Here is a 17402-nt window from a genome sequence, read left to right as displayed (position 1 = left end):
TAACCAGCCTGTTTTTAAACCCATGCGGCTATTGCCGTGGTGGGTGGGTTGCCTCGCGCCATCGCAGAAAGCGTCGTGCGACCGCATCGATTGACGTTTCTCCGTGTTCGCAAGGTTTCATGTCAACGCAGCAGGCGGCGCCGTAACAGTGCCGTCGATACGAAGAAGGGCAATATCGCGTACATGCAAAGCGCACCGACATGCAGGGCAGCGCCGCCAGCTGTGCGCTCAAGCATCGCCGGGCGAATGAGGTCGACCGAATGTGCGAGCGGCAGCAAACCGGCGAAGTGCTGAAATGAGCCGGGCAGTTGGCTCATCGGAAACACCGCACCACACAGAAACACCATCGGGGTCAGGACGAGCGTCTGGTAAAACACGAAGTAGTCGTAACTTGGCGCAAGAGATATGACGACCATCGCCAGGCTGGCGAAGACAAGGCCGGTAAGGGCGACGGTTGGCACCGCATAGACAATCGACGGCCAGGATGCATAACCCAGCGTGGCAGCAACAATCCCGATCGCAGTTCCGGCCAGAACGGACTTACTGGCCGCCCACACCAATTCACCTAGAACGATATCGCCAAGCGTGAGCTGTGTGGACAGAATCGCTTCCCAGGTGCGCGCGGAAACCATGCGCGCAAAGGATGCATACAAGGTTTCAAAGCTCGCAGCTGACATGGCGCTGCTCGCGACCATGCCCGCCGCCAGAAACGCGATGTAAGAAGTCCCCTCGACGCGCCCCACGATCAGCCCGAGGCCAAAGCCAAGGCCAAATAGATTGGTTATGGGATCCGCGAGGTTGCCGAGAACCGATGCAAGTGCGACTTTCCTCCATGCTAGGAAGTTTCGACGCCACACCGCGATCCAGTTGTACGCGTTAGCGGGCATCACCGTTGCATAACCTTCACCCATCGCTCACTTCTCCATCTCGCGCCCGGTCAGCCGCAAAAACACGTCTTCGAGATTTGCCGGACGCTGCAGAATACGAAGGCCCGCTCGCCCGCGCAGTTGCACGCGTATCTGCTCCGGGTATGGCGCGTAACAGAAGAGTGTCTCTCCACTCGTTTCGATGTGTCGCGCATGAGGCCTGATCAGCTCACGGAGCTCATGCGGATCACCGCCATAGACCTCGATTACGTTGCAGCCGATATGCTCGTCGATCAAGGCGTCGGGTTTGCCTTCAGCGATCTTGCGTCCACCTTCGAGGACACACAGCCGATCGCATAGGCGTTCCGCCTCTTCCATGAAGTGTGTGGTCAAGAGGATCGTCTTGCCACGGGAAAGCAGAACTCGCAGGCGTTCCCAGATTAGATGGCGTGCGTGTGGATCCAGACCAGTCGTCGGCTCGTCCATCACCAGCAGGTGTGGGTCATTGATCAACGCACGCGCCAGCGTCAACCGCCGTTTCATGCCACCCGACAGCTCGGCGACGCGCATGTCAGCCTTGCTTTCGAGGCGCGCGAACTCAAGCAACGACGGCACGACTGCCTCGATCTTGTGAGCGCTCATGCCGAAGTAGCGGCCAAACACCAGCAGGTTCTCTCGTACCGTGAACTCGAGTTCAAGGTTATCGAACTGCGGCACCACGCCGACGCGCACACGTGCTACACGAGCGCGTGCAGGCACAGGCTCATTAAGGACCGTAATCTTGCCTGCGTCCGGAGAGATCAAGCCGAGGAGCATACGCGCAATCGTGCTCTTGCCAGCTCCATTGGGCCCGAGCAGGCCGAAGCATTCTCCGCGCGCAACCGAGAACGACAGCTCATTGACGATGATCTTGTCGCCAAAGGCCTTTCTTACGCCGGCAAGGTCGATTGCTGCGGTGGACATGCTCATCTTAGGCAGGCAGAAGTCGTTCAGCCGACGTTGGCTTGCGTACGACCGATTTGGTCCAGATCAGGCCGTCGCACCAGACATGTTCGACGCGTCCCCATTGGCAGGCTGCGGCGGCATCCGGGAAGAATCCACGTCCATGGAGGTTGGCACTTGTGTTACAGAGTAGCGGAATGCCCGTGAGTTGCTCAAATTCGACGAGGAGCTCGGCGATCTTGTGCGGAGAGTTGCGTGCGATTGTCTGCAATCGCGCAGAACCGTCCAGATGGACGACAGCGGGGACCTTGTCGCGCCATTCCGCTCGGGTCTGGTGATCAAACAGCATGTAGGGATCTGGCGTACCTGGGCTGAAGATTTCTGGCGCCCGGTCCTCCAGGCAGATCGGCGCGACCGGCCGGAAGTGCTCGCGACGCTTGATGTCGTTGAGATGATCCTTCATCGCTGGCGAGGTCGCGGCTGCAAGAATGCTTCTGCCGCCCAACGCCCGCGGCCCAAGCTCGGCGCGCCCGGAAAGAAAGACTACCGGCCGGTTGTCGGCGAGAATGGCCGCCAGCTCACGCAGACTACACGGCGCGGCCTCCCATTCTGACGGAATCTCGCTGGCCTCCAGGGCCGGGCCACTGTAGACCGACCATTCCAGCGGCGCGAACCCATTTTGCGCCGCCATCGCACTGCAGGCAGCACCGATTGCCGAGCCGCTGTCATTCGGAAATGGCGGCACCCAGACATCATCGAACAGTCCCGTCGCGCGAAGTGCGCTATTCCACTTGATATTGAGACCGCAACCACCGGCTACACATAGATTTCGCGCTCCCGGAAGCGACGAGTGCCGCAGCAGAACCATCGCGATTTCCTTGACAAGAAGACGTTCCAGGAACACATGGAACGACGCAAGGACGTCCTCCGCTCGCTTGGCCTTGAGGCGCAGTGCGCTTGCCTCGAAGAAGTCGTGAATGGCCGCAAGAGACAATTCCGCGTTATTGATGTCCGCGCGGTAGCGACGAGCCTGCTCCGTGTCGGCCGCGAAGCGCTTTTCGTAGAGCTCCTGAAACACTGCCACGATGCTTTCGTCGACAGAGCCAAGCGCGATGTAAGCCATCAGCTTGCCGGCGATGCCCAAATCCCAACTGGAGCGGTTCGGCTGCCTGTACGGTCCGAAGTGAAGGCCGGCGGCAGCATAGGCGTGACCGATCATCGGAAACAGGGATCCAATGAGCCGCGCCCCCCGAGGTTCGACATGGTAAAGACGTGGAAAGATGCAGCCGTCCCATACCAGACAAAACGCGGGTTTTCCGGCCATGGCAAAGGGGCTGGTGCTGTATGCTGACGCGACGTGGCCCGTGACGTGCGGGTAACTCTTATAGGGAACCACCTTGCCGCCGAGGATCAGGCCAAAGCCGTCGACAGAATCAAGAAGACCCTCAGCATGGCGCTCGACATATGGCGCCCCTTTCAGTGCGATCGGCACCGCCCCGCTGAGCACCTGGAACTGCGATTCAATCTCGCCATCCCAGCCGTCGATGACGAACTGATCAATGTCATGCGGTTCCAGGCCATGCTCCGCCAAGGCGAGCACGACTGCATCGAGATTGTCGATGGATTGATAGCGTGGATTGCTGCCGCGCTTCTCTTGCTCGGTGCAAAAGACAAGCCGCCCGTCCTCGACGACAGCAATTGCGCCGTCATGTGTCAACTTGATGCCGCAGATACGCATACGAACCCCCTGGCCTAATGACCGACGTTTGATTGTTCTGACGAGCGACCCGGCTTCCGGAACCGGACAAGCAAGCAGTCTTCGTTGACCGACTCGGTGTGGCAGTGCAGACGCTCGACCTCCGATAGACTTTCGTTGAAGAGAGCAATCACCGTCTCGGCACCAGCAGCATGACCCCAGCGCTGACACGTGGCATCACGCGCGGACCCGAACACCAGAGTCCCATTTTGCGCAAGCATACTCACCAGGTTGCGGATAGCCGCGTGCATCTCGGCAATATCTTTGAGATAGTAGAGAACCTCCGCAACGACGATCAGATCGAACTGCTCGGCAGTCGAGAACCGTTGGATGTCGCAGGCCACCCACGTGATATGTGACCACTTCCTGGTCCGTCGTCGCGCTCGCTCAATCGCCTGCGGCATGACATCGACCACAGTGACTCGTTGGCAATGCGGCGCCAGCATTTCCGTGAATGCACCGGCTGCACACCCGACTTCGAGGGTATGCGCAAGATCCCCGTTGCAACGCGACATCCGGAGCATTTGCGCGTACCGCTCCTGCTCGAACGAACTACTGTCGAGGCGCCATGGATCGTCGGCAGCCAACTCGCGCTCTAATAGCTGTTGGTTTGTGTCCAAGGTCATGAGCCAATCAACCTATTTGTAGGCAGTCGAACGATCGCTAGCGCAAACACTCTCCGTCGCCGCCAGGCTCGATGGGCGGTGCGAAAATCCCGGCTGACGAATTGTGCGAGAGATTCTTCCTTGACTTGCAGGGCTCAATCCAGCGTTCGGGTGCGGAGTGACGGCCTGCTTTTCCCCTTCGGCCGGCACGTTGGCGACCTTGCGCGACAGCCAGTCGCTATTGCTCAATGTACAAAGCGCATAGGCTTTCAAAGGAAGTAAGAGAAAGATGTTGATCGGTGTATGGAACGAGAAGCCGAGAAACCGCACGTCGCGAGCACGAAAGGCTGCCACACTGCACCGGACCATCGTCATTGCTGCAATCGTCAGCCCCGTCCACCAGGGTACCGACCCGCCAATTACCAGCTGTGTGAGCGCAGCCAGTGCTGAAACAGCGAGAAGCAGCGGGCCGAGATTTTGCCCGATAACATCCAGCGTGAGATAGCCATCGAGCTCTGGCAGCAAGCGTAACCCAAGAAATGTGTCCCGAAAGGTACTGCGTGCCCAGCGGAGTTGCTGACGCAGATATGGCCCAAGGCTGTCCGGGACGACCGTTGCCGCGATTGCATCCGGGACATACTCGGTTCGAAACCCGGCCTTGAGCATGAGGATCGTTAGATGGCGATCCTCGCCGAAATCGCTTGGCCTGCCACGAAAGTATTGCGCTTCGTATTGATCAAGCAGCAAAGCGAGCGCTGAGCGACGATACATAGCACATGGGCCGCAGCAGCACATGACAGCACCGAAACGAGCCTGTGCCGCGCGCTCTTCGTTGCACGCCAACCAGTATTCCATATCGATCAGCCTGGTCAGCCAGGTTTCGCTGCGGTTGCTCGCTATCAACTGCCCCATGGCCGCGCCGATTTCCGGGTCTTGCATCTTCAACACAAGCTTCGTGACAACGTCAGCGGCAAGGATCGTATCCGAGTCGACGTTGAGCACCAGATCCCCGGAAGAGCTGCGTATTGCAGCGATCTGCGCCTTGCGCTTTCCAACGTTCTTGGCCAGCAAGATGATGCTGAACCTCGGATCGTTCGCATAGATGTCGTGTACAGGCCCGACAACGTCGCGATTTGCAGATCCGTCGTCGACCACATAGACCTGCAACTTTCCAGCGTAATCCTGGCTCGCAATCGACTCGAGGCATTCGAAGAGCGTGTTTGGGTCCTCGTTGAAGCAAGGCACGATGACGTCTACGCTCGGTAGGGCTGTCTCGGATTGTGCTAGATCGTCGTCCGGCGATGACGCATTCACCGGCTGAGCATAAAGCGCTTGCGCGCTCTTGTAGACAGTCGAGAGCAGCGCATAAGACGAAACAGCGACAGCGCTGGTTGTAGCGAACAGGTCCATAGGGTGCCAGTTTTATTCAGTGAAGTTGAGGAAGCGGACGGATTGCAAATCCGCGCTGTTGTAACGTCGGAATCAGATATGACAGCGCCCTCACCGTCTGATCACGCAGAGTGACATCAGTGCCCAGCCTCTCCTCACCGGGCGGATATCCGTCGTGCAGCAGCACAATTGCACCCGGGCGAACGGCGGCCAGCACCGAATTCACAATCCTATCAACCCCAGGACGCGACCAATCTCTCGGATCGACGGACCAGTGCACGGCTGCGAGACCAGCCCGCGCTGACGTAGCGAGCACCTCCCTGGTCCATATGCCGTAGGGTGCTCGCATGTGCCTGGGCGACGCCTGCGGGCATGCCGAACGAATCGCCTTGCTCGCCATTAGCACTTCATCGTGGACCACTGCTGTTTCGCATCTGGAGAGATCCGGATGCGTCATCGTGTGGTTTGCGACCTCGTGCCCCTCCGCGATCATTCGTCGAATGAGTTCAGGCTGATCGGCCACGTACATGCCGATCACGAAGAACGTCGCTGGTACCCGATGCTGCGTCAGCAAATCGAGGACCTGCGGCGTGCAAAATGGATTTGGCCCATCGTCAAAGGTCAGATAGACGGGGCGACTTCCGCTCACGTCATCGTAGTCGCAATGGACAGCAGATAGGGGGACGAATTCTTTCACAGCTCGGGCCCGTTCCGATCGATTAACGTCCCGGCTGGCCACTCGCTTATCGAGCATCCTACCGGGAAAACCACCACGACCACGTCTTCGATGCGGATCGGCGACAAATTGGGATACACATCCGGATGCGTTGAGCGGACGCGAATGCCAGACATGAGGGTTGCCAGCCCGTGTCTTTCGACCAGTCGGGTAAGATGTTTCTCAAGTGCGGGCCGAACCGTACCAAAGCCGAACGGTACCCCAAGCTCCTGCAGTACAGGATACATCACGCGCATCGAGTGGCTGATTCCAAGCCCCTCAAGATCCGGCCGCACCGCATATAGCCCTAGTTCGGCCACGAGTAGCTCAACTCCCCCAATCTTGATGAAGCGGCGGAGCAGGCCAACGTGAGCAGCCACCCCGCGATCGTCGTGACCAATTACGCGAACCTCTGGCCTTGCACCGGCCCAACTTCGATTGCCTTCGAATGGCTGCGCATTGAACGCACCGGTCGGCCCGTAGCTCTTACGGAAAAACTCGGCGAGCTCGGCATGATCGGCGAGCTGCAGCTGGTTTTCCCAGCGAACGCTCCACTGCACTTGAGCGCGCGCAGAGAGACCTTCCGCAGACCGGGCTCCGGCACTATTCATGGCGGGCTTCCCTGCACCGGTGGGGTTAGGAGCGGATATGTCCACGTGAGCAACTCGCTATTCGCCGAGCCGCTGAACGCTACTGAGCTGACATGCGACATCGAAGCTCGGCCCCCTCGCCAGCGCCGCGCCTGAGCAGATCGATCGGAATGACGCTTTCGCTAGCGGCGAGATCAACGCACGGGTTGCGCGCGTCGCTCCGACCGACGCCACGCCCGAGATATCGCAGGACACGCCGACGGGGCGATTGGACTGCCCACAACCTATCGGCACCACGGAGCGGTTCCACCTCCTCCAACGCTACCGGCGCTGTGCAGTCTGAGGGCTGGCCATCGAAGCGTGAGACCCCATCGGAGGTGCGTCCGATTGGCACCAGATCAACTTGTGTCTTATGCATTTTCGACGCGCCCTGAATGCGATGGACAGGCGAGCCGTTTGGCCATTCGCCCGAGATATTTGGCATTCGCAATCTGCGCCTGCCGCTTGATCGCGACACTATGGCGAGGCTGACCGCACCCTCTAGTGTACGTGGGTAAACCGACGATATGGAAAGGGATGGAATACACATACGAAGGTTTGTCAGCGCCCGCCTAGCCTCGTATCGAGCCCTCGTCGCATCGAGAAGAGGCGACGCAGGTCGCATGGCGCGCCGATAGCCACCCCCACTCGGCGGATTCGGCAGGTGCCCGCACGTCCAGGAGTTCTTCTTGGAACCCGCGTAACCACCAGCAGCCATCGTGATATGCCTGACAATTTTCTACAAACTGATGTTTGCTATCCAACATTCCGCAATTTGGTAAAATCGATTGTTTCGATAGAACACATCCACACGATGGATAGACTCACAACATGCGGTTCAAGGGACTTGATCTAAACCTTCTCGTTGCACTCGACGCTCTGATGACGGAGCGCAACCTCACAGCGGCGGCGCGCAAAATTAACCTCAGCCAGCCCGCTATGAGCGCTGCGATCGCGCGGTTGCGCACCTATTTCCGCGATGAACTGTTTACGATGAGAGGTCGCGAGCTCGTCCCGACACCTTGCGCGGAGGCGCTCGCGGGTCCGGTTCGCGAGACCCTGCTGCACATCCAACTCTCGATCATTTCACCGGACGTGTTCGACCCGACTCAGTCGAGCCGACGCTTCAGGGTCATTCTCTCCGATTTCATGACAATCGTCTTTTTTCGGAGGATCGTCGATCGTATCGCGCAGGAAGCTCCCGCAGTGCGCTTCGAATTGCTGCCATTTTCCGATGAGCCCGATGAACTGCTCCGACGCGGCGAAGTCGATTTTCTGATTCTGCCGGAACCGTTTATGTCGAGCGTGCATCCGAAGGCGACGCTGTTCGATGAGACTCTCGTATGCGTGGGATGCCGCACAAACAAGCACCTATCACGACAGCTTACATTCGAGAATTACATTTCGATGGGGCACGTGACGGCCAAGTTCGGACGGGCACTGAGACCGAACCTCGAAGAATGGTTCTTGCTTGAGCACGGCCTCAAGAGACGCATTGAAGTCGTTGTGCAGGGCTTTAGCCTGATTCCACCTATATTGTTAGACACGTGCCGTATAGGGACAATGCCCTTGCGACTCGCCCGACACTTCGAAAAGCAGATGCCTCTGCGGATTGTCGAGCCCCCGCTTCCCCTGCCCACTTTCACCGAGGCTGTGCAGTGGCCTGCGCTCCACAATACCGATCCGGCGAGCATTTGGATGCGTCGGATATTGTTGGAGGAAGCATCCAACATGGCATCTGCGCATCAGGAGCCCCCCACTCGCAGGCGCAGCTAAGTTTCCCACAAGCCGCTCTCGGCAAGTTGCAAATATATTACCAACCCCTTCAACGTGCTCGGGCGCTTTGGCATTTCACGTCTCGGACGGCGATGCTGTAACAGGGCCGTGCGAACCGGCGATGGGTTGCGACGCGATTCGCCATTGGCGAGCGTCGTGATCTCGCAAGATGTGGTTTGGCGCGCTTGTACTGCAAGCGGCGGCGTCCGGCACGATCGCGGGGTACTTCTTCGGTTACAATAACGCCTGGCGAGCCGAATTAAACCGCTTGAATCCCACACTGCGTCAGGTTGTAGATTGGCCGCCGTGACTAACGCTGCGCTACGCGGACACGTCGACGGGGCGCATTGGCGGACTCCACGGCTGGCCGGATAGGCTCCGGGGCCGCCTGCCAACAATGCTATTGTCCAGTTCGCGTTGCGAGTGTCGCCGGAGCGGCGAGATCGATCATCGCGGCTGCCGACGGCTTCCGGCCGCTGGTGGTCCGCCGATCGCCTTCTCGCCACTCTAGCGATGATTCCGCGAGCTTCTTTTCGCGATCGCACGGTAGGAACGGAGTCGATTCGGGCGAGCCAATGAGACTGCTTCAAGCGCAGCCGTTGTCGCTCATTGTATGCACCGCAAACCGCTTGCGCCGGATAAGAAGATATGCGTTTCAAAGGCTTGGATCTAAATCTCCTCGTCGCGCTTGATGCTCTCATGACTGAGCGCAATCTCACCGCCGCAGCACGCAAGATTAACCTTAGTCAACCGGCCATGAGCGCAGCTGTTAGCCGATTGCGGTCCTATTTCCGTGATGAGCTGTTTGCGATGAGAGGCCGGGAACTTGTCCCGACCTCGCGCGCCGAGGGCCTGGCGGCTCCTGTTCGCGAGGCCCTGATGCAGATCCAGCTCTCCATTATCGCGCAGGAGGCGTTCGACCCGGCTCAATCGAACCGGCGATTCAGGATCGGCCTTTCTGATTCCATGACAGTCGTGTTCTTCCGAAATGTCGTGGAGCGTGTCGCGCGAGAGGCGCCCGCCGTCAGCTTCGAACTGGTGGCACTCGCCGATGAGCACGACGAGCTTCTCCGGCGCGGCGACCTCGATTTTGTTATCCTGCCGGAACTATTCATGTCCAGCGCGCACCCGCGGGTGGCCCTGTTCGAGGAGAGGCTCGTCTGCGTTGGCTGCTGCACGAACGGCCAGCTACTACGGCCGCTTACATTTGATCGATATATGTCAATGGGCCACGTTGCGGTTAAGCTTGGAGGTACGCGCAAGGCCGCCATCGAGGAGACCTTTTTACTCGGTCTCGGCCTCAATCGGCGCATCGACATTCTAGTGCAGAGCTTCAGCATGATCCCGCCCTTGCTTGCAGGCACAAGCCGCATAGGGACTATACCATTGAGGCTCGTTAAGCACTTCCAAAGAACGACGCCGCTTCGCATTGCCGACCTTCCGCAGCCTTTCCCCACCTTTACCGAGGCGGTCCAATGGCCTGTCCTTCACAACAGCGACCCGGAAAGCACCTGGATGCGAGAGATATTGTTGCAGGAGGCAGCACGCATGGCGTCCGCGCGCGAAGAGTGCTCGATCATCTGCGCTTCGAAACAAGCGGATACTGACGGAGACTTCGCTAGATCTGTCTAGCCGTTGTCGCAAGGACGCTCGCAAGGTGCGCGAGCGTTGTATCCGGACGGATGCTCGATGCACGCAATCTGGGCTTGCCCTGCTCTAACTTGTTGCTGCCAGATCAAACGTCCCGCAGTTTTGGCTGCATGGACGGGCCATCATGGCGCCGTTCGCTCGCACATTGGCATCAGGCCCGATGTGCGAACGCTGGTTCAAACGAGCGTTGCCTCGTTCTACAGGGCCGAGCCACAGAGACGAAGGCCGACACGCTCGTGGCCTCGCTGAAGCTGACCTTTGCACGTTGCAGTTCAGCCTCCGGGCGCAGCAGCCTCGATAGTCATACCAGGACCAGCTCACGGCTGCTCGCCGTCAACTCTCAGAATAAGTAGGCTCCCAGCGAGCAGAGCCGATCCGGCTTCGCCGGAGCCGCACCGTGACGGACAGCCAGCGCGGCGCCGATCGATTCTGCAGATGACGAGAATCGCCCGTGCGCTTTCGACGCTGAGTGTCGCGCACCTGTGTTGCCCTATCGCATCACCTTCAAGCGCATCGGACCTTCATCGCTCTGCGCCGTCGGTCTGACTTCTTCTGGCCCTATCGCGGCCACACGTCTTGACGACGTGCGCTACTCCGGCGCAATGACAAACAAGGAGCTGAACGTTGGCGCAACACAGCGGTGTATTTGATCCGGAAGAACTATCCGTCTTGGGAAGCCTTTTTGATGGGACAGTCACAGCGTTACCGCCATCGATGCGAACTCTGGAAAATCGAACGGCGATCGCCAGGCTCATTTTGGAGCGTACGGCGGTTAGCGAGGCTCAACTGGCGTGCTTAATGAACTTGTTGGACACCATTTCGCGTCAGGGTTGATCGCGCGCCATTCTGAGGATAGTCACCTCTCTTACGCTGGAATCAGAGACGATCCAGCTAGAGCTTTGAAATAGCTTGAATCATACGTGACGTCAGGTTGTAGGCTTTGAAATTGAACAACATGAACAAAGCTACACCACGAAGGCGTCGATGGCGCATTGGCGAACTGGCGGAGGCGACCGGAGTGACGGTACGCACGCTGCATCACTACGAGCACACGGGCCTTTTGGCCGCCTCAGATCGTACGGACGGCGGCCACCGGATGTACGACCGCGAAAGCGCTCAACGGGTTCATCAGATTCGGGCGCTACGTGAGCTTGGCTTCTCTCTTCTCGAGATTCGTAAAGCTATGGAGGGAACGACCTCACTCACAGACCTGCTGCGCAAACATCTGGAGCGGATTGAACTTCAAGTTACTCGTGCGACCCTGTTGCGAGATCGTCTGCGCAACATGACGACGGACGGTGACGTCCAGGTAAGTGTAGATGAGCTGCCTGCCACTTTGGATGCCATGTCGCGGGTCGAGACGCGCAGACCAACGTCCCGATGCACATGCAAGTTGGCAGCAGAACGCGAGGAGCGGTGGCGGCGGATCCGCGATGAGCTGCGTGAGTGTATGGACAGGGGTGAGCATCCTTGCGGCGAGCGGGCAAAGGCTGTCGCGATTGCGGCGCGCTTGCTGATCGGCGAGATAGCCGGAGCCGATTCACGCGTTTCGACGATGTTGAAGGTACTTGCACGGTTAAGCGCCCCCCGCAGCCTGGCTGGTTGGGATCCCTGCCTCATGCAATATCTCGATCTCGCCCTTGCCGGGTTGGAGGATCAGCCGTACTGACATCCTCACGGAGGATGCGCACAGGATTGTCGGTCGGCCCTTCTCGAGCTGGGAGTGCGATGAAGTGTCGGTTGATCTGGCCGCTACGATGCGCGGCGGCAGCTTTATGGAGTCAGGGACAGCTCTTGCCGCCCTGGCCTCGTCGATCGGCCCTCGCCTGACACATTCATCGAACGCGGCCTTCAAAGGGGCTTGAACCGCACGTAACGTCAAATTGTAGGCTCTCCCATGGTCGCGGTGTGGCCAAGCTGGCGCGCATGACTCGGCTTGGCAGAAGCAACCGCATCGATCTCTGCAGCCTCGTCTGACCGCAGAGGCTAGCAGTTCACTTCAGGTGAGCATTGGGAGCTCTACAATGTTAAGTGGGCGTCACGCTTCAGCCGCAAGTGCAGCGCACCTCATCCGCGCACTCGCCTGGACCGCGCGCACCTGCGACGTCCATATTGCTGCGGTTCGCCCGATGAGCGGAAGCAGCGATGCGTCCGGCGCGCTGATGCGCGATTATGCGGCCGCGGCGGTCGAGACGTTGAACGGTTCGGGCCTACTTGCCGATACCAAGGTGACATCGAGCATAGCCGACGGCGCCTGCGACCCGAGGCAGGCCGTCGCAGTTGCCAATAAACTCACAACAGACCAGGCCCGGCGGGTCGCCGGTCATTGTGCTCCGCTTCGTCGATTCCGGGCTCCGACGTCTTCGACAAAGCGGGCATCATTCAAAGGTCACCAGGCTCGGCAAATCCTCAGCTGACAGAACGTGGCTCTAAGACCGTCTTTCGGATCTGCGGCAACGACGGCCAACAGGGCGTCGTTGCAGCTATCGAGCACTCGGCACGAACACAACGCCTCACCAAATTCAACCCGTGACACAGATGATAAGACGACGCTCTCACGACCTTGGTGCAGCGATACTCGCGTGCGCCCTTGTACTCGCGGCTTTCGGAGCATTTGTAGCCCTCGCTGCAGCGCTCGCGGAGCTTCCCGATGCCGATCCGCTGGAGGAGGAACTACGTCTGATGATAGACAAATAGTACCTGCACCAACTCTCAGCGTTGCAACTCTTCCTTGCCAAGCCTGCTTTGATCAGCTCGATGGTTGGCCGCGCTGGGTCGTCGGCTTTCTTCTTCAAATGAGCCCTCCATGCCGGATGGTACCGGCTTTGTTTGGCGATGTTACGAAGTGCTGGCCGTTCGCGTTCTCGCAATAGTAGCCGTGAAACTCAATTTGCCGCACAATTCTGTCCTATCGAGCTCGCATGCAGACAACTGCACCGGCACTCCGCAACTTCCAAGGAGCACCATGTCGTGTGGGACAGGGTGCACTGGATGCCCTGCTCGCTGTGCGGTGGTGCGCCAGTTGGTCGTTCTGCTATCCAGCCGGATTGCTTCCCACGCGATTTGCGTCGACCTCGACATCGAAGAAAACCGATTTCCGGTACCCGGACGCCTCATGCAATGGTCACTTGCTGCCGCCCTCGAACGGCAGTGCCGACATCGAGAGGACCGTCTCATCCTGGGGCACGCAGCCGCCAAGCCGAGCATGGCGAAGCGCCAATCGGGTCACTTCGTAAGATCCAGAACGTTTTCAACATGACTGTGATCAGCCATGCCATCTGCGTCCGCATCCTTCATCGTTCTGCTTTCGAGGACAACCGTCGGACTATCCGGCAAAAGCGGCAAGTCGCGGCTGTCGACTTCACTGAACTCGGACTTTCTGCAACGCCTTCGGACCCAAGCTTCGGGCCAGCGCATGTGGCAGATGACCTCTCATCGCGTATTTCCTCCCGCTGGAGTGCAGGTCCGGCCCCAAGAAGGGCGGACAGATGAAGCGACCAAGATTCACGGAACAGCAGATTATCGCGATACTGAAGGAGCATGAGGCTGGGGCGAACGCGGCTGATCTAGCTCGCAGGCACGGTACCTCTGAAGCGGCGATTTACAATTGGAAGGCCAGGTTCGGCGGCATGGACGTTGCTGCGGCCAAGCGGTTGAAAGCCCTGGAAGAGGAGAACGCGAAGCTAAAGATGCTTCTGGTCGAGCACATGCTCGGCGTGGCGGCGCTTCGCGAGCTCCTATCAAAGTAATGGTCGGGACCGCCACTGCAGGTCGTCATGAGCCACTCACATCATGCGCGCTCAGAGCCACGCATCCCAAAGAGACGACGCTCAGCGCCTATGACGAACGAGACGTATTTGAGCGCGACGGCATGAAGCCACCCAGACCCTGTTCCACAATCGGAGATGATCGAGTGAAAAGCGACCTTCCTTCAAGACTAACTTGCGGCATTTTCGACCACTTGGACGACGACGGCCGCGATGTCGCACGACAATACGAAGATCGTCTCAAGTTGGCGGAGGCGTGCGATTCTCTGGGCTTTTACGCTTATCACCTGGCCGAGCACCACTGCTCACCACATGGCAGAGGGCCGTCGCCGAATCTGTTTCTTTCAAGCGTCGCGCAGCGTACCCAGAAGCTGCGCTTTGGTCCGCTGGTACTGTTGCTCAACCTTTATCATCCATTGCGCGCATTCGAAGAGATCTGCATGCTCGACCAGTTGAGCGGCGGCAGGCTTGAGCTCGGTATCGGACGGGGCTCGCAGCCGATCGAATGGGGCTATTTCGGCATCAGTGCGGACGCGGCGCCAGGCCGTTATGAGGAAGCCAGCGAAATCCTAAATATTGCGCTGAAGGGCCATACCCTATCCTATCGCGGACACCATTTTGAGATGAGCGAGGTACCTCTAACTTTGAGGCCTCATCAGCGCCCGCATCCGCCGACCTGGATCGCGAGCAATCGGGCCGAATCGGCGGAATGGGCCGCTGCGAATGGTGCTAATCTGGCGTGTGCAGGCCCTTCCTCTGCTGTCCGAAACGTTACGGATGCGTTCCGTTCCCATCGCGCGCACAATACAACCGCGGACGGGCGAGAGCCATTTCTTGGGTTGCTCCGCATGGTCGTGATCGCGCAGTCTGACCAAGATGCCCATGCCGCCGCCGAAGCTGCCTATCGACGATGGCTGGAGAACTTCAAATTCCTTTACGAGCGGAATGCCATTCCGACACCACCTAACCTGCCGCTGACCTTCGATGCAGCCCTTGAGAGCGAATTGTGCGTCGTCGGAACGCCAGCTTCCGTCCGACAGCTCCTCCTTAATCAGATGGAGCAGGCAGGTGCGAACTACCTACTTTGCCAGCTTGCGTTCGGGAACCTGCCGTTGGAGACTTCCCTATACACCGCGACCACAATTCAATCCGAAATCATCCCTCGGTCTGGGTGACAGGATCTATCCGAGTTTTGCACCTCGGCAGGAGGCCAGCGTCCTGCCGACGGCAAAGGGCATATTAGCCGGAGATCTGGACTCCCTGCCTGCACTGCGGGAGGTCCATCGACAATACGGACACTGGACCGCGCCTCAAGCACATCATGTCAGCCGCTTGACCGATGTCATCGGCGCTGAAGTGATTGCCTTGGGGAGCGCTGGCATGACAAACCGAAACCATTCGTGTGGGCTTGGTTTTGTTCGTCATCCAAAGCAGGTTGATCCTGCTCGCGCGCGCTATCCGGAAGCTGGATGCATTCCATCAAAACTTTCGATTTTACCGGTTTTCGTCAAATACCCCATAGTCAAGATCGCCGGTTTCCGGAAAGCACCTTTCACGAATGTCGTGTGACAATGGATCCTCTTTGCTTTCAGCATAGTCGCAGGCCACAAATCCCTTGTGCCTGCATCTCCAACGAGACTCCCCACTCTTTCAAATCGACGCACGTGCGGCCCCGCTGCAGTCAGATGGCCCATCGCAACGTCTGGCGCGCAATCTATCGCGTCGTCGCCGACCCAATTGCCACCACCCCAGAGGCGCCCCAGAAGATTGGTTCTCACGCACTCTCATTGGCCGGGGTTGATGCGTGGCGCTGCCCAGAACTCGGACTGGCAAACGGCGGTCTTAGCAAGCGTGGCCTGGACTTGTCGCCTTGAACAGCTTGGGCAGCGCCATCAAACTGGCGCTGTGGCGACCTGCCGGCGACGCAGTGCTGGCTGCCAACCGACTATCCCAATTGCGAGACACATGTCCTCCGGTCAGGACGAGGCACTGCTGTTGACCTGTGCGACCAGACCAGCTTCGCGGTCTCACTGCCCGGCCCCTACGTCGTGTGATCGGAGATCGTCATTCCGCTCGCGTGCTCGGTCTTGCTCGGCGGCGGTCGCCCACACCTGCTTCCCCAACCGGACCGTCGCCGTCTCGTCCTGTGCGCCGCTCTCGACTGACCGCACGCGCACAGCTTGTGCGGCGGCAATTCGTTCCAGCTTCGCGTCCGCCACCTCGCGGATCGGAAAACGAGACACACATCTTACTCGGCCTACCCTGCTGTTTAATTACTCTGGAGCAACACCGTGGAACTTGACCCTTCCAATTCACGCAAACAGGACCTCGAGGATCGCACCGACCTGCAACTGGACATCGTTGCCGCCCTGGTCGGCGAACAAGGCAACCAGCTCGACACCGTCCGACTACTTAACGTGCTCACAAACGAAATGATCACGGCAGAACTGGAGCTTAGCCAGCTCGGCACTATGAGAACCGGTGGCCACACCGGCGATGGGCGAACGGCGCGAATGTCCCGGGAGCGCGGCGTTTATTATCCAGAAGACCTTCTGGTCTTGGGACGCGTTTTCGATCAAGCGGTGGCGGCCTTACCGGCAGCTCTGCGAACTCCTGCCAACCAGATGAAGATCGCCACGCTCATTCTGTCGCGTGCAAGGGAGTGAGATGCCACCTGGCACTTTTCTACGGTTGACGGCGCGCTTACAGAACGTTCACTGCTGAACTGAAAGTCGCATTGCGACCTTGCGCTGAGTACCGCAGCGAGGTTCGCGATTGGATGGGCTTACCATTGCGCGAGCGTGCCGATTCCACTGGTTTGTCGATTTCGCTGCCGTCCCCGATCGCCGCCGGATTCGGAAGGGCAGCGCCGTACTAAACGATCTTGCGTCGGAGATGGTACAGCTACTTTTGCCAACCTCGCAGCCGATAGCGGAGCCGCGCGAAGCAACGCATGAGCGTGAAACACGGGTACGGGTTGATCGCCGGTCTAATGCTTGACTTTCCCCGGACGGTTGCACCCTAGTTGCGGCCGCATTGCGCCTTACACGCCCACAACGAACTACACGCCAGACGACAACGAACCCTCCGATCGGCCAGCCGTCCGTGCAGTGCCAGTTGAACATCCAGCCGGCGCTGACTATTCGGCCAGGTTTCCCGGTGCGGTTTATCGTGACGCGCGATTTCGTGCTGGCGCCCCACGGAAAGGGAGGACGCCATGACCAAGCTCAGGCTTGAGGCCCCTTGAAGAGGACAAGCCGGTTGAGCTCACGATCGAACTGCTGGCTGCGTTCTTTGGGGATATCAA

At 59.0% G+C, this 17402-nt stretch carries 14 protein-coding genes and 2 pseudogenes; 9 read left to right on the top strand and 7 right to left on the bottom strand.

Going from position 1 to position 17402, the window contains the following annotated elements; translation table 11 throughout:
* Window positions 1-122: 122 nt before the first annotated feature.
* From AAFG13_RS38065 to AAFG13_RS38035, 7 genes are read right to left on the bottom strand one after another with little or no spacing between them, the layout of a single operon-like run.
* Complete coding sequence (locus AAFG13_RS38065; RefSeq protein ID WP_342710112.1) at window positions 123-911, bottom strand: ABC transporter permease; 789 nt, start codon at window positions 909-911, stop codon at window positions 123-125.
* Window positions 912-914: 3 nt separating this feature from the next.
* Entirely contained in the window at window positions 915-1835 is a 921-nt protein-coding gene (gene nodI / locus AAFG13_RS38060; protein ID WP_342710111.1) for a nodulation factor ABC transporter ATP-binding protein NodI, read from the bottom strand.
* Window position 1836: 1 nt separating this feature from the next.
* The gene (gene nodU, locus AAFG13_RS38055) at window positions 1837-3546 is read right to left on the bottom strand and encodes a nodulation protein NodU (protein ID WP_342710110.1); all 1710 of its coding nucleotides are present in this window, start codon (window positions 3544-3546) and stop codon (window positions 1837-1839) included.
* 14 nt (window positions 3547-3560) lie between these two features.
* Complete coding sequence (gene nodS, locus AAFG13_RS38050) at window positions 3561-4190, bottom strand: nodulation methyltransferase NodS (RefSeq protein WP_342710109.1); 630 nt, start codon at window positions 4188-4190, stop codon at window positions 3561-3563.
* A gap of 12 nt (window positions 4191-4202) precedes the next feature.
* Window positions 4203-5579, bottom strand: a complete 1377-nt coding sequence (gene nodC, locus AAFG13_RS38045) for a chitooligosaccharide synthase NodC (RefSeq protein ID WP_342710108.1) — start codon at window positions 5577-5579, stop codon at window positions 4203-4205.
* 16 nt (window positions 5580-5595) lie between these two features.
* Window positions 5596-6255 carry a chitooligosaccharide deacetylase NodB gene (gene nodB / locus AAFG13_RS38040; protein ID WP_342710107.1) on the bottom strand — a complete coding sequence of 220 codons (660 nt, stop codon included), beginning with the start codon at window positions 6253-6255 and terminating at the stop codon, window positions 5596-5598.
* Entirely contained in the window at window positions 6252-6884 is a 633-nt protein-coding gene (locus AAFG13_RS38035; RefSeq protein WP_342710106.1) for a NodA family N-acyltransferase, read from the bottom strand. The genes nodB and AAFG13_RS38035 overlap by 4 nt, the downstream gene beginning before the upstream one ends.
* A gap of 849 nt (window positions 6885-7733) precedes the next feature.
* On the opposite strand from AAFG13_RS38035, the gene nodD1 reads away from it, so the two are divergent.
* From nodD1 to AAFG13_RS37990, 9 genes and pseudogenes are all read left to right on the top strand, one after another.
* Entirely contained in the window at window positions 7734-8678 is a 945-nt protein-coding gene (gene nodD1 / locus AAFG13_RS38030) for a transcriptional regulator NodD1 (protein WP_342710105.1), read from the top strand.
* Window positions 8679-9326: 648 nt separating this feature from the next.
* Window positions 9327-10310 carry a transcriptional regulator NodD2 gene (gene nodD2, locus AAFG13_RS38025; RefSeq protein ID WP_342710104.1) on the top strand — a complete coding sequence of 328 codons (984 nt, stop codon included), beginning with the start codon at window positions 9327-9329 and terminating at the stop codon, window positions 10308-10310.
* Window positions 10311-11283: 973 nt separating this feature from the next.
* The gene (locus AAFG13_RS38020) at window positions 11284-11997 is read left to right on the top strand and encodes a MerR family transcriptional regulator (protein WP_342713497.1); all 714 of its coding nucleotides are present in this window, start codon (window positions 11284-11286) and stop codon (window positions 11995-11997) included.
* 355 nt (window positions 11998-12352) lie between these two features.
* A complete protein-coding gene (locus tag AAFG13_RS38015) occupies window positions 12353-12745 on the top strand; it encodes an ABC transporter substrate-binding protein (RefSeq protein WP_342710103.1) in 393 nt (130 codons plus the stop codon).
* 1071 nt (window positions 12746-13816) lie between these two features.
* A pseudogene (locus AAFG13_RS38010) lies at window positions 13817-14074 on the top strand (transposase); the annotation flags it as partial.
* A 167-nt stretch (window positions 14075-14241) separates the two neighbouring features.
* The gene (locus AAFG13_RS38005; RefSeq protein WP_342710102.1) at window positions 14242-15270 is read left to right on the top strand and encodes an LLM class flavin-dependent oxidoreductase; all 1029 of its coding nucleotides are present in this window, start codon (window positions 14242-14244) and stop codon (window positions 15268-15270) included.
* Between the two features lie 157 nt (window positions 15271-15427).
* Entirely contained in the window at window positions 15428-15664 is a 237-nt protein-coding gene (locus AAFG13_RS38000; RefSeq protein ID WP_342710101.1) for a hypothetical protein, read from the top strand.
* A gap of 722 nt (window positions 15665-16386) precedes the next feature.
* Window positions 16387-16761, top strand: a complete 375-nt coding sequence (locus AAFG13_RS37995; RefSeq protein WP_342710100.1) for a NolY — start codon at window positions 16387-16389, stop codon at window positions 16759-16761.
* Window positions 16762-17328: 567 nt separating this feature from the next.
* Window positions 17329-17382, top strand: a pseudogene (locus AAFG13_RS37990) (hypothetical protein); the annotation flags it as partial.
* Window positions 17383-17402 lie beyond the last annotated feature (20 nt).

Origin of the sequence: Bradyrhizobium sp. B124 (genome assembly GCF_038967635.1) — a bacterium.
Lineage (GTDB): Bacteria > Pseudomonadota > Alphaproteobacteria > Rhizobiales > Xanthobacteraceae > Bradyrhizobium.
Note: the sequence above shows the minus strand (reverse complement) of the source record. Positions and strands in the feature narration are given on the sequence as shown.

Bases quoted from the DNA above. Each gene is read 5' to 3' on its own strand.
- AAFG13_RS38035 (WP_342710106.1), bottom strand. From the start codon at position 6,884: ATGAATAGTGCCGGAGCCCGGTCTGCGGAAGGTCTCTCTGCGCGCGCT.
- nodI (WP_342710111.1), bottom strand. From the start codon at position 1,835: ATGAGCATGTCCACCGCAGCAATCGACCTTGCCGGCGTAAGAAAGGCC.
- nodC (WP_342710108.1), bottom strand. From the start codon at position 5,579: ATGGACCTGTTCGCTACAACCAGCGCTGTCGCTGTTTCGTCTTATGCG.
- nodU (WP_342710110.1), bottom strand. From the start codon at position 3,546: ATGCGTATCTGCGGCATCAAGTTGACACATGACGGCGCAATTGCTGTC.
- nodS (WP_342710109.1), bottom strand. From the start codon at position 4,190: ATGACCTTGGACACAAACCAACAGCTATTAGAGCGCGAGTTGGCTGCC.
- AAFG13_RS38065 (WP_342710112.1), bottom strand. From the start codon at position 911: ATGGGTGAAGGTTATGCAACGGTGATGCCCGCTAACGCGTACAACTGG.
- AAFG13_RS38015 (WP_342710103.1), top strand. From the start codon at position 12,353: ATGTTAAGTGGGCGTCACGCTTCAGCCGCAAGTGCAGCGCACCTCATC.
- nodD2 (WP_342710104.1), top strand. From the start codon at position 9,327: ATGCGTTTCAAAGGCTTGGATCTAAATCTCCTCGTCGCGCTTGATGCT.
- AAFG13_RS38020 (WP_342713497.1), top strand. From the start codon at position 11,284: ATGAACAAAGCTACACCACGAAGGCGTCGATGGCGCATTGGCGAACTG.
- nodD1 (WP_342710105.1), top strand. From the start codon at position 7,734: ATGCGGTTCAAGGGACTTGATCTAAACCTTCTCGTTGCACTCGACGCT.